Annotated in this window: 11 protein-coding genes and 1 other annotated feature; of the genes, 1 reads left to right on the forward strand and 10 read right to left on the reverse strand. The window is 31.3% G+C overall.

Translation table 11 applies throughout. The annotated features are described in order from the left end of the window. Nucleotides 1-26: 26 nt before the first annotated feature. The 9 genes from BMW96_RS10505 to leuA form a co-directional block, all read right to left on the reverse strand. Nucleotides 27-1364, reverse strand: a complete 1338-nt coding sequence (locus BMW96_RS10505; RefSeq protein ID WP_092355495.1) for an ABC transporter transmembrane domain-containing protein — start codon at nucleotides 1362-1364, stop codon at nucleotides 27-29. Nucleotides 1365-2203: 839 nt separating this feature from the next. Further along, a complete protein-coding gene (gene ilvB, locus BMW96_RS10510) occupies nucleotides 2204-3883 on the reverse strand; it encodes a biosynthetic-type acetolactate synthase large subunit (RefSeq protein WP_092355497.1) in 1680 nt (559 codons plus the stop codon). Nucleotides 3884-3899: 16 nt separating this feature from the next. Continuing rightward, on the reverse strand, nucleotides 3900-5576 hold the full coding sequence (ilvD, locus tag BMW96_RS10515; protein WP_092355502.1) for a dihydroxy-acid dehydratase: 1677 nt from the start codon (nucleotides 5574-5576) through the stop codon (nucleotides 3900-3902). Nucleotides 5577-5596: 20 nt separating this feature from the next. Beyond that, complete coding sequence (leuB, locus tag BMW96_RS10520) at nucleotides 5597-6679, reverse strand: 3-isopropylmalate dehydrogenase (protein ID WP_092355528.1); 1083 nt, start codon at nucleotides 6677-6679, stop codon at nucleotides 5597-5599. Between the two features lie 5 nt (nucleotides 6680-6684). Then, nucleotides 6685-7164 (reverse strand): 3-isopropylmalate dehydratase small subunit, encoded by a 480-nt coding sequence (locus BMW96_RS10525; RefSeq protein ID WP_092355506.1) that lies wholly within the window; start codon nucleotides 7162-7164, stop codon nucleotides 6685-6687. After that, nucleotides 7164-8438, reverse strand: coding sequence for a 3-isopropylmalate dehydratase large subunit (gene leuC / locus BMW96_RS10530; RefSeq protein ID WP_092355509.1), 1275 nt, complete (start codon nucleotides 8436-8438; stop codon nucleotides 7164-7166). The genes BMW96_RS10525 and leuC overlap by 1 nt, the downstream gene beginning before the upstream one ends. A 97-nt stretch (nucleotides 8439-8535) precedes the next feature. Then, complete coding sequence (gene ilvC, locus BMW96_RS10535) at nucleotides 8536-9552, reverse strand: ketol-acid reductoisomerase (RefSeq protein ID WP_092355512.1); 1017 nt, start codon at nucleotides 9550-9552, stop codon at nucleotides 8536-8538. A 19-nt stretch (nucleotides 9553-9571) separates the two neighbouring features. Continuing rightward, nucleotides 9572-10081, reverse strand: a complete 510-nt coding sequence (ilvN, locus tag BMW96_RS10540; RefSeq protein WP_092355515.1) for an acetolactate synthase small subunit — start codon at nucleotides 10079-10081, stop codon at nucleotides 9572-9574. Between the two features lie 19 nt (nucleotides 10082-10100). Next, the gene (leuA, locus tag BMW96_RS10545) at nucleotides 10101-11777 is read right to left on the reverse strand and encodes a 2-isopropylmalate synthase (RefSeq protein ID WP_092355519.1); all 1677 of its coding nucleotides are present in this window, start codon (nucleotides 11775-11777) and stop codon (nucleotides 10101-10103) included. A gap of 72 nt (nucleotides 11778-11849) precedes the next feature. Continuing rightward, nucleotides 11850-12101, reverse strand: a binding site (T-box leader). A 266-nt stretch (nucleotides 12102-12367) separates the two neighbouring features. Between leuA and BMW96_RS10550 the strand changes: the two genes are divergently transcribed. Further along, the gene (locus BMW96_RS10550; protein ID WP_418361238.1) at nucleotides 12368-13585 is read left to right on the forward strand and encodes a CapA family protein; all 1218 of its coding nucleotides are present in this window, start codon (nucleotides 12368-12370) and stop codon (nucleotides 13583-13585) included. 80 nt (nucleotides 13586-13665) lie between these two features. On the opposite strand, the gene BMW96_RS10555 is transcribed toward BMW96_RS10550, so the two are convergent. Further along, nucleotides 13666-14082, reverse strand: a 417-nt coding sequence (locus tag BMW96_RS10555; protein WP_218139421.1) for a hypothetical protein, incomplete at its 5' end; no start/stop codon positions are given.

Below are 14082 nucleotides of genomic sequence, written 5' to 3' on the forward strand. Positions count from 1 at the left end.
TCAGATGCTATTTGAACTTCCTGTATTTATAGTTGAAGACTAATAAATCTCAAAATCGGCGACATAAAATATGATGATAATGATATAAATGATAAATATGTACCTATTGACATTTCATTTTTAAAAATTAAATTAACACCTATATATGTTAGAATCAAATTTCCGATTGAATTAAGCACACCTGCTAAAACAGCTTGTACGTTTGTTAGTATTCCTTGTTTAAAAATAAGTCTTAACGTAGGTATAAAATCTTCCTCTATTCTTTCTAAAAGAACGTTTTCATACGAATGTGCTTTTACTGTTTCTATATTAGAAATTGCTTCAATTATTGTTGAATTTAATTTTGCATTTAACTCCATTGATTTCTTATTAAAATGTTCATATGGTTTTTTAAATAGATATATTAGCAAGGCATTTAAAAATACAACAATACATATAATAACAAAAAGTTTTACATTCAAGTTTATTAAAATAATCATAGCTATGCTCAAAGATACTATATCTATTAATATACCTAAGGTTACCTCTAATAGAATAGTTTTAATTGTCATAGAATCAGTAAACCTTGTTATTATATCCCCAACACGTTTAAGCTGAAAAAAATTCATTGGTAATTTTAAAATATGATTAAAATAATCTAAAACAATATCTAAATCTAATTTTTGCGATAAATACAACAAGAATACAGATCTAATAAATATTAAAAAATGATTTAATAAATATAATATAAAAAACACAATACAATATAATAATACTGTTGTTTCTAATTTATATGGTATAATTTCATCCATTAAATATTTATTAAAAAATGAAAATATGATTCCTAATCCAGTAAATATTAATGATGCTATGATAGTTTGAATAACAATTAATTTTTGTTTTTTTAATAAATTATAATATAATTTGTAAACTTTATTTTCTTTATTCAAAATTAAACTTTCATCAATTTGATTATTTTTAGGATATAGTAGCATAAAAATCCCATCACTAATCAAATTAAAATCACTTATTGTAATTTTTTTTCTTTTTCCAATTGGATCATTGAAAAATACATATTTTTTTCTAATTTTTGTTATAACAATATAGTGTGTGCCACCATTTGATAATGTTATGTGTGCAATAGCTGGTAAAGTAAAACCTTTTTGTAAGTCGTTTTCTTTGATTTTTATTATTTTAACCTCAAAATTTGCAAGTCTCGCCCCCTTTTCTAAACCGCGTATAGAAGTCCCAAGATAATCTGTGCCAACAGATCTTCTTAATTTATTTATATCAATATTTTTTTTATAATATAAAAATATCATCTGTAAAGCTGACACACCACAATCAGTACTTTCTCTTTGTTTAACTAATGGTACTCTCCTCATACATAATCCTCCCCGATTAATATCTTATATATACTTAAATATATATTGTGCATTATTATTAATAAAATATCACATAGTTTTAAATAATATTAACTCTGACAGTTCTAACATAAATTACTACATACTTTCACTAACCGCTTTCTTATTTAATAACAATTTCTAAATTTCAGCAGCTTTATTACCACAAAATTCTATTTTCTAAAAAGAATACTTTCAAATAATTACCATTTCTAGAAAATACAAACTTATCACAATTATCAGACTTTACGTAAGTAAATTTAAATTTTTTACTCTTTTATGAAAATACTATTAACTCTTTTTTATATTTAAAACACCAATTAAATCAAATACTATTTTTCTATGAGATGATATATTATCATTTATTTTAATCAATGAAACGATGACTGAAAAAATAATACATTTTATTACAAACACTAGTGTTAAGCTACTATTTCTATATCATAAAACTATTTAACTCTACTTCAGACTAAGCAATCTATTCAAATACATATAAATTATCAACAAAGAGGATTTTTAAAGATATTATAAATATTTTCAGTTCTTTAATTTTTATTAGAGGCTATAATTATCCATTTTAACTTATCTATCAATTACTATAATATATGCATCACGAACCCCAAAATAAATCTATTCTTTCTATATAATTTTCTTTAATATTTATCCATCATCTCTCTCCAACTTTTTTCTAACTAATTGATATCTGGTAATTCTATTATAAATGATTTTATTTGATTTTTTATTTTTATTGATCCAACGGTTCAATTTAAGGATTCAATGGTTAAAAAAAGCTATAAACCATAGTCTATAGCTTTAACATATTATTTATTTTTTAAATCTGTAGCATCGAACGTTTCAGCAATTGGTCCTCCTGGTGCAACCATTGGGAATACCTTATCATCTTTATCAATTACACATTCAATCACAACAGGCCCATTGTGTTCCAAAGCTTCTTTAATCGCTGGAGCAACTTCTTCTTTAGTTGTAACCTTAATAGCTTTACATCCTAAACCTTCAGCAACTTTACAAAAATCAACTTTATCCGTTAAGATCGTATTTGAATAACGTTGTCCATAGAACAGTGTTTGCCATTGACGAACCATTCCTAATACCTGATTATTTATAACTACTTGAATTACTGGAATATTATAACGACTTAAAGTTGCTAGTTCGTTCATATTCATTCTAAAGCAACCATCACCTGCAATATTGAAAACCATTTGATGAGGATTACCTAATTTAGCTCCCATAGCAGCACCTAAACCAAACCCCATTGTTCCTGCTCCACCAGATGAAATAAACTGACGAGGATATTTATAGTGATAATATTGAGCAGCCCACATTTGATGTTGCCCAACATCAGTACAAATAATTGCTTCACCATTTGTTAAATAATCAATCTGTTCAATAACATATGGCCCTGTCAATCCTTCACCAGCATATTCTAATGGATATTGTTCTTTTAAATCACGAATTTCTTTTAACCAATGAGGGTGATTTTGTCTTGTAAGTTTAGCATTCAATTCCGCTAAGATATTCTTAGCATCGCCAACAATCCCTAAGTCAACAATTATATTTTTATTAATTTCAGCTGCATCAACGTCAATATGAATAATTTTAGCATCCTTAGCAAAACGATTTGTATCGCCAGTAACCCGATCAGAAAAACGTGCTCCAATAACAATCAACAAATCGCATCTACTAACTCCAAAATTAGAAGCCTTCGTACCATGCATTCCAAGCATACCAGTATAACGTGGACGAGTATTGTCATAAGCCCCTTTACCCATTAATGAATCAGTAACAGGTGCATCAATCTTTTCTGCAAATTCTTTTAACTCATTAGAAGCACCACTAGCAATTGCTCCACCACCAACAAAAATAAATGGCTTTTCACTAGCTTCAATCATTTTAACCGCTTCATCTAAATCAACACTACCATAAGTATATTTTCGTGGTTCAATTACCTCAGGTACACATGGTTCAAAATCAATAGAAGCAGCTGTTACATCCTTTGTAATATCCACTAATACTGGCCCAGGTCGACCCTCTTTAGCAATTTGAAATGCTTTACGAATTGCTGGAGCCAAATTTTTAATATCCTTAACAATAAAATTATGTTTAGTAATTGGCATTGTTACACCAGTAATATCTATTTCTTGAAAACTGTCTCTACCAAGCAAAGATACCGCTACATTGGCAGTAATTGCAACAAGAGGAGTCGAATCCATATATGCAGTAGCAATTCCAGTAACTAAATTAGTAGCCCCTGGTCCTGAAGTAGCCATACATACTCCGACTTTTCCTGTTGCTCTAGCATATCCATCAGCTGCATGAGCAGCTCCTTGTTCATGGGATGTTAAAATATGATGAATCTTATCTTGATACTTATACAATGCATCATAAATATTTAAAATTGTTCCCCCTGGATAACCAAACACAGTATCTACACCTTGTTCAATTAAACACTCTGCAACAATTTCTGAACCTGTTAACTTCATCGCAATTCCCTCCTTATTACTTATCTTCTTTAGCTTCAAGAATTGCTCCACGATCAGCAGAAGTTACCATTGAGGCATATCTTACCAAATATCCAGTCGTAATTTTTGGCTTTCTTGGCTGCCATTTTGCCTTACGTTTAGCTAATTCTTCTTCACTTACTTCAACATTCATAGAATGTTCTAAAATATTAATATTGATAATATCGCCTTCTTCAACCAAAGCAATTGGTCCTCCAGCTGCGGCTTCTGGTGAAACATGCCCGATTGAAGCCCCTCTAGTAGCCCCAGAAAAACGACCATCAGTAATCAAGGCAACATCTTTATCTAAGCCCATTCCTGCAATCTCACTAGTTGGTGATAACATTTCACGCATTCCTGGTCCACCTTTTGGTCCTTCATAACGAATTACAACAACATCACCTTTAACGATCTTACCAGCTCTAATTGCTGCAATTGCATCATCCTCACTATCAAACACACGAGCTGGTCCACTATGAACCATCATCTCTTTAGCTACTGCTGATTGTTTTACCACTGCTCCATTAGGAGCTAAATTTCCTTTTAATACTGCAATTCCACCATATGGTGCATAAGGGTTTTCAACAGGACGAATAATTTCAGGATTTAAATTAATACAATCTTTAATATTTTCACCAACTGTTTTACCAGTTACAGTCATAATATCAGTGTGCAATAAACCAAGTTTATTAATTTCATTCATTACAGCATATACACCACCAGCATCATTTAAATCTTCCATAAATGTATCACCAGCTGGTGCTAAATGACATAGATTGGGAGTTTTCTTACTAATTTCATTTGCTATTTCTAAATTTAATTCAACTCCTGCTTCATGAGCAATGGCTGGTAAATGAAGCATTGAGTTTGTTGAACAACCAAGTGCCATATCAATAGTTAAAGCATTATGAAAAGCTTTTTCATTCATGATATCACGTGGTCTAATATCCTTTTTAATACATTCCATGATCTGCATTCCAGCATGTTTTGCCAGTCTAATTCTTTCACTATATACAGCTGGAATAGTACCATTTCCTTTAAGTCCCATTCCTAAAACCTCAGTTAAACAGTTCATTGAATTAGCTGTATACATCCCTGAACATGATCCACAAGTTGGACAAGCTTTTTGTTCAATTTCATGAAGTTTTTCTTCAGTAATTGTACCTGCATTAAACTGTCCCACAGCCTCAAATAATGAAGATAAACAAGTTTTATTTCCATCTACCTTGCGTCCTGCTAACATTGGTCCCCCTGATACAAAAACAGTTGGAATATTTAAGCGAGCAGCAGCCATTAATAAACCAGGTACATTTTTATCACAATTAGGAATCATAACTAAACCATCAAACTGATGAGCTGTAGCCAATGCTTCTGTACTATCAGCAATTAATTCACGAGTAACTAATGAATATTTCATTCCTGTGTGATTCATAGCAATCCCATCACATACTGCAATAGCTGGTATTTCGATTGGTACCCCACCAGCTAAGTAAATTCCCTTTTTAACTGCATCAGCAATTTTATCAAGGTTCATATGCCCTGGTACAATTTCATTATATGAATTTACAACCCCAATCAATGGACGTTGTAATTCCTCGTCTGTATATCCTAAAGCATTAAATAATGATCGATGTGGCGCTCTTTCAGTTCCACCTTTTACATTATCACTACGCATTTTATTTCCCCCTTTTCTCTTTATAAATTGGCAACTATTAAGTCACCCATTTCTTTAGTTCCTACTATTGTTTTATTTTCTGACATAATATCAGCTGTACGATATCCTTGTTTTAACACTTTTTCAATTGCTTCTTCGATATCTTTTGCTTCTTGATCTAAATCAAATGAATAACGAAGCATCATTGCTGCTGATAAAATAGTTGCAATTGGATTAGCAATATTTTTACCAGCAATATCTGGAGCACTACCATGACTTGGTTCATACATTCCAAATTTATCCTCACGTAAAGAAGCACTAGATAACATTCCAATTGATCCAGTCACCATACTCGCTTCATCACTTAAGATATCACCAAACATATTTTCCGTTAAGATAACATCAAACTGCTTTGGATCTTTAACTAATTGCATTGCACAATTATCAACTAACATGTGTTCTAATGTTACTTCTGGATAATCCTTGGCTACTTCACTTACAACTTTACGCCATAATCTAGAAGTATCAATAACATTAGCTTTATCAACACTAGTAACTTTTTTATTACGTTTCATTGCAATATCAAATGCCCGTTTTGCAATTCTTCTGATCTCTGTTTCACTATAACTCATTGCATCATGAGCCACTAATTCACCATTTTCTTCTTTGGTTGAACGCTTTCCAAAATATAAACCACCAGTAAGTTCTCGCATGATCATCATATCAAACCCACCTTCAGTTAGTTCTTCTTTTAAAGGACAAGCACCCTTTAATTCATCATATAAAACTGCTGGTCTTAAATTAGCAAACAATCCTAATTCTTTACGAATCTTTAATAAACCTGCTTCAGGTCTAAGATTTGGTTCTAACTTATACCATGGTGAAGTAGTTGTATCCCCACCAATTGAACCTAGTAAAACACTATCACTATTTTTAGCGATTTCTAAAGCTTCATCAGTTAATGGTACACCATGTGCATCAATTGAAGCCCCTCCCATTAAAATCTGGGTATAATTAAATTTATGACTATATTTATTAGCAACAGCATCTAATACCTTCATTGCTTCTTCTACAATTTCTGGTCCAATCCCATCACCTTTAATTACTGCAATATTTTTTTCCATCATTCTTACCCCTTTTTACTATTTACATAATTGACTAAACCATCTACTTCAATCATTTTTTGTAAAAACTCTGGAAATGGCTGACTTTGATAAGTTTGACCTTTAGTAACATTAGTAATTATACCAGTTGAAAAATCAACAGTTACTTCATCATCCTTATCAATTCCCAATACCGCTTCAGGACATTCCATAATTGGAAAACCAATATTAATTGAATTACGATAAAAGATACGAGCAAAACTTTCAGCAATTACACATTTAGTTCCTGCTGTCTTTAAGCATAATGGCGCATGTTCTCTTGAAGAACCACAACCAAAATTTTTTCCAGCAACAATAATATCACCTAGTTCAACTGTTTTAGCAAAATCAGGATCAATATCCACCATTGCATGACTAGCTAACTCTTTAGCATCAAATGAATTTAAATAACGAGCTGGAATAATTACATCTGTATCTACGTTATCACCATATTTATATATTTTCATTACTCTTCACCTACTTTTTCAGGATTTGCAATATACCCAGCAATAGCACTAGCTGCTGCTACTTCTGGAGAAGCTAAATAAATCAAAGCTTCTGTATCCCCCATACGACCAACAAAATTACGATTAGTTGTTGACACACATCTTTCACCTTTAGCCATAACCCCCATATGACCTCCCATACAAGGTCCACAGCTTGGTGTATTAAAAGCACATCCAGCTTCAACAAAGATTTCTGCTAAACCTTCCTGGATACATTGAACAAAGATTTTTTGAGTCGCTGGAACAACCATTACTCGAACATTTTTAGCCACTTGTTTTCCTTTAAGAATAGCAGCTGCTTTACGTAAATCAGATAGACGACCATTTGTACAAGAACCAATTACCACCTGATCAATCATAATTTTATCCATTATTTCAATTTCATCAATTGTATGTCCATTCCCTGGTAAATGAGGGAAGGCTACAGTTGGTCTAACTTTACTTAAATCTATTTCAATCACTTCATCATACACTGCATCTTCATCAGCTTCATAAACAGTATAATCTTTAGTAGAATGTCTCTTTATATATTCAATTGTTAAATCATCAACTGGGAATATTCCATTTTTAGCCCCAGCCTCAATTGCCATATTACAAATAGTGAAACGATCATCCATAGTTAAATATTGAATTCCTTCACCAACAAATTCCATACTTTTATAACGAGCCCCATCAACCCCGATACGAGTAATGATATCCAAAATAATATCTTTACCACTAACATATTTAGATGGTTTCCCAGTTAAAACAAATTTAATTGCACTTGGTACTTTAAACCATAATTCACCTGTTGCCATACCTGTTGCAATATCAGTAGTTCCTACACCTGTAGAAAATGCACCCAAAGCACCATAAGTACATGTATGTGAATCAGCTCCAATAATGCATTCACCAGCAACAACAATTCCTTTTTCTGGTAAAATTGCATGTTCAACCCCACATTTACCCTGTTCCATATGATGTGTTAAACATTGATTATTTGAAAAATCTAAGATTGCTTTAGAATTTTCAGCTGATTTAATATCTTTATTTGGTGTGAAATGATCAGGCACCAAAACAACTTTATCTTTATCAAAGACCTTATCTGCCATTTGGTAAAAGATTGGTAATGCCATAGGTCCTGTAATATCGTTAGCCATTACAACATCAAGCTTTGCTTCAATAAGTTGTCCTGCCACTACTTCATCTAAATCTGCATGTTTAGCTAATATTTTTTGTGTCATAGTCATTGCCATGATTATAATCCCCCTTATCTTACCTTTGTAGGTTGTAATTAAGGAGTAATTTTACTCCTTAGTTACAACACACAAAAGTGTGTATTGTATTAATCAATTAGTTATTGATTAATTTATCTTCATCAGACCAGCTATATAATTTTCTTACATCTTCTCCAGTTTTTTCAGAAATATGTTCACTAGCCAATTTTCTCATTGCTTTAAAATGAGCTTGTCCACCAGCTTCAGACATATCTAATAAGAAATCTTTTGCAAAAGTACCATCTTGAATATCTTTTAATACTTGTTTCATTGCTTTTTTAGTATCTTCTGTAATAATCTTTGGTCCTGTAATGTAATCTCCATATTCCGCTGTATTTGAAATTGAATATCTCATTCCTGCAAATCCACTTTGATAAATTAAATCAACAATCAATTTCATTTCATGAATACATTCAAAATATGCATTTCTTGGATCATATCCAGCTTCAACTAAAGTTTCAAAACCAGCTTGCATTAATGCACAAACACCTCCGCATAATACAGCTTGTTCACCAAATAAATCTGTTTCTGTTTCTGTTCTAAAATCAGTTTCAAGAACACCAGCTCTTGCTCCACCGATTGCCAAAGCATAAGCTAAAGCGATATCTTGAGCACGACCTGTAGCATCTTGTTCAACAGCAACTAAACAAGGTACACCTTTTCCTGCTTGATATTCACTACGAACTGTATGCCCTGGTCCTTTTGGGGCAACCATTGTTACATCAACATTTTTAGGTGGAACAATTTGTCCAAAATGAATATTGAATCCATGAGCAAACATTAACATATTTCCTTCTTCTAAGTTTGGTTCAATTGATTCTTTATATAATTTAGCTTGTAATTCATCATTAATTAAAATCATGATAATATCAGCTTTTTTAGCAGCTTCAGCTGAAGTATATACTTCAAACCCTTGAGCCTCAGCTCTTGCCCAAGATTTAGAACCTTCATATAAACCAATAATTACGTTTACTCCTGATTCTTTCATATTTAATGCATGAGCATGTCCTTGAGAACCATACCCAATTACGGCAACAGTTTTACCGTCCAATAAAGATAAATCACAATCTGATTCGTAAAAAATTTTAGCCATTTTTCTAATCCCCCTATTTCTATTTGTTATGACTTTCTATATCAATTTCGCTAAGACCACGTTTGATACCAGATAATCCAGTTCTAACCATCTCAACAACATTGAAACCTTCTAACATGGCAAGCAGACCATCAATCTTTGATTGATCACCTGTAACCTCAATTACCAGCGATGCTGGTGCAACATCAATAATTCGTGCTCTAAAGATATCGACAATAGAAACAATTGAAGAACGTTGTTTTTCATCAGCTTCTACTTTAATTAAAACTAACTCCCGATAAACTGATTTATCTGGTTCTAATGGAAAAATTTCAATAACTTCAACAAGTTTTCCTAGTTGTTTTTCAATCTGATTTAAAATTAATTCATCACCAACTGCTACAACTGTCATTCTGGAAACACCAGGAATATTTGTTTTACCAACACTTAAACTATCAATTCCATAGCCACGTCGACTAAATAAACCTGCTACTCTACTTAAAACTCCAGGATTATTTTCCACCAATAATGATAATACTAAACGATTCATATTATCAGCCCCTTTCTTCTTATTTCATCGTCTTTGATAAACGATTCATTCCTGATACAATTGCTTTAATTGTCGCAGTTGTAATATTCGGATGAATCCCTACCCCATATTCTTGTCTAGCACTTCCCTTAGCCCTTAAATAAACATAAGCTGCTGCTTTTGAGCTTGATCCTGAAGTTAACGCATGTTCACTATAATCCAATAAGTGTGAATACATATCTGGAAGTGAATTTAAAGCATTTTTAACAGCATCAATTGGACCGTTACCATATCCTGTTAAAGTTGTAACTTCACCATGAGCCTCAATCGTAATTTCTGCTCGACGTTCAAATTCACTATCATCTTCACTTATATCAATCAGCTTCTGTTTAATAAAGCGATAAGGTTCATCAATATCTACATATTCTTCAATAAATGTATCATAGACTCTTTCTGGAGAAACTTCTCCTTCTTCTTCACTTATATCTTGAATTACTTTTGCAAAATTAACCTGTAATCCTTTTGGCAAATGGAAACCATACATACTTTCCATTACATATGCTACTCCACCCTTACCTGATTGTGAATTAATCCGCACAATTGGTTCATATTGACGTCCTAAATCACTTGGATCAATTGGTAAATATGGAATTTCCCAAATTTTACTCTGACGTTCATGCATCGCATGAGTCCCTTTGTTAATAGCATCCTGGTGACTACCAGAAAATGCTGTAAAGACTAGTTTTCCTACATAAGGTTGACGAGGCGGAATTTCCATCTTTGTAACTTTTTCATAAACATGTTTTATATTATTAATATTACTCATATCAAGTTCTGGATCAACACCTTGAGTGAACATATTTAAAGCTACATTGATAATATCAAGATTTCCAGTTCTTTCACCATTACCAAATAGAGTTCCTTCAACTCGATCAGCTCCAGCCATAATTCCAAGTTCTGTAGCAGCAACCCCACATCCACGGTCATTATGAGTATGAAGTGAAACAATTACACGTTCACGATCAGTAAAATGTTTACACATCCATTCAATTTGATCAGCATAAACATTTGGTGTTGCCATTTCAACAGTTGATGGCAAGTTGATAATTACTTTTTTATCTTTAGATGCTCCCCATTCATCCATCACAGCTTCACAAACTTCTAAAGCATAATCAAGTTCTGTTCCAGTGAAACTTTCTGGTGAATATTCTAGAATTACTTCCCCATCAAATTCTTTGCTTAGTTCTTTAACTAATTTAACTCCATCAACAGCAATTTGTTTAATTTCATCTTTACTCTTATTAAAGACAACATCACGTTGTAATACTGAAGTTGAATTATATACATGGACAATTGCCTTTTTTAGTCCCTTTAATGATTCAAAAGTTTTTCTAATTAAATGTTCCCTGGCTTGAGTCAATACTTGAACAGTGACATCATCAGGAATTAAATTTTCATCAATTAAAATTCTTAAAAAATCATATTCTATCTGACTAGAAGAAGGAAAACCAACTTCTATTTCTTTAAATCCCATATCGACTAAGAGTTGAAACATTTCTACTTTTTCTTCAATTTTCATTGGTGTAATCAGTGCCTGATTACCATCACGTAAATCTACAGAGACCCAAGTTGGTGCTTTTTTAATTTGTTTATCAGGCCAAGTACGTTCTTTAAAATTGATTGGCTCAAATCTTTTATACTTTTGATAATTCATCATTTTTGCTTCCTCCCTTTGCATAATAAATACTTATAAAAAAACTCCCGCACTCAAAATGACAGGCTATGCCATTTCGAGGACGAGAGTATAGTAACCCCGTGATTCCACCTCAATTTATTAATACCTCACGATATTAACCTCACCAAGTACGCTATTATATATAGTTCATACTCTTGCTAGATAACGGTTGCATTCCGTAGCCACCTACTTGATTCAGCGCTCCACTCAAGGATGAGTTCAATAAATTACTAACAATTCTTTTCACCATTCAGAATCTCTCTACGCTTAGTAAATCTACCTACTAGTTCCTATCAAAGTATTTAAGTTATGTTACTGAATATGATAGCCCGTTATTTTGTCGAAGTCAACCTTTTTTCATAAATTTTGATACAATAATTTATTTTGTTATTAATTAATTATTTCACAAATACAATTATTAAAAAACATATATATACTTTTATTTAATTCTACAAATATTTTAATCATAAAATATTATTAAAACTAAATAACTAATTAATATTAAGAATATGCAAAAATTTTTCAGGATAATTAAGAGTATATTTATATTTTAACATGATACAATATTAATGGTGATAAAATTGAAAAAAACAAAACATAAAAAATCATTTAAAATAACTTGTACCTTATTATTACTTATATGCATTACTATAGGATTATTTTATTTTCTTAATAAAGATCATACATCTAATAAATCTGTTTCCAAATCTCTTAACAAAGAAACAAAAAAAATAGTTAATGCCTCATTTATTGGTGATTTATTATACGAACAACCATATTATGATTGGATTGGATCAAATTATAACAATAAAGGATACTATGATCTAGTTAAACCATATTTTTTAAATGATGATTTAACACTCGCAAACATGGAAGTCCCTATCGGTGGTAGTGAGCTAAAAATATCTGGTACAGGCTATAGTTTCAATGCACCTAATGAAATTGGTGAACATGTAATCAGTATGGGTATTGATGCTGTAAATCTCGCAAATAACCATGCAAATGATGCAGGTATTGAAGGTCGTAATAATACAATCAATTTTTTTAAACAACACAATATTTTAACTACTGGAGTTTATGAATCAAAAGATGCTCGTCAACATATTCCTACTAAATCCATTAATAATATTACTTTCAGTTTTTTAGGTTATACATATAAAACTAATAAATTAGATTATCAAAATCAGGATTTGATAGGTTATTATCGTAATCTTGATACTATGAAATTAGATGATAATCATAAAGAAATTATAAAAAATGAAGTTACTCAAGCTAAATTAATTAGTGATATTGTAATTGTTAGTGTTCATTGGGGAAATGAATTTACTTATACAATTAACAACGAACAAAAAGAACTTGCTAATTATTTAAATGAGCTGGGTGTCGATGTTATTATTGGGCATCATTCTCATTGCATCCAACCAATTGAATGGTTGGAACATAATAACAAAAAAACATTAGTTGTTTATTCTTTAGGATCATTTGTTTCTGCCGATAATCAAGTGACTCGTGCTAACCAAGAATTTGCCAACGCTTATAACATCTCTATGATTCTACAAATGAATTTTATAAAAGAGAACAATACTGTCTCAATAACTAATATTAACTGTATTCCTATTATCAATTACTATAATCATAATCTTGAAAACTTTAAACTTATCCCAGTAGATCAATATAATAATGATATTGAAAAAACTCATAATCGATATTCTAAGGGACTTACTAAAGATTTTATCATTAATAGCTTTAATAATGTAATTGATCAGCAATTTATTGTTAAAAATAAATAAAAAAAGAAAGCACAGCAGTAATCAGAAATTTCTGCCATTGCTTTCCTTTTTCTTATCAAGAGTTTAATTCTAATAATTTATTAACTTATATTTTCTATTAACTGTTTAAACATTTGATACTCTTCTTCTTTAAAAATTATTTTGTCAATTGCTTTTAACTGCTTAATATTCAGTGATAATACCCATTCCTCTTCTCTTATTCCATATCTCGCTTCAATTAAATCATTAGTTCTTTTTAATTCGCCTTTAGCAAAGCCCTTTATTTCTCCTTCAGCCAATCCTTTTTCATATATTTCCTGTTTTTCTGATTCATTTGCTGCCCTGTTTAAATCTCTTTTATAATACATATCTCTTAACTCGGCTTCTTCATTAAACTTTTCCAACTTCTTTTTCATGATATTTATCACTCCCTGGTCTGTTAAACCAATTATATCATTATCTATTCCGTTTTTGAATATGTATAAAGCCACTTCTATTCCTGTCATCCTTTTTAATCC

The organism is Thomasclavelia cocleata, assembly GCF_900102365.1.
GTDB lineage: Bacteria > Bacillota_I > Bacilli_A > Erysipelotrichales > Coprobacillaceae > Thomasclavelia > Thomasclavelia cocleata.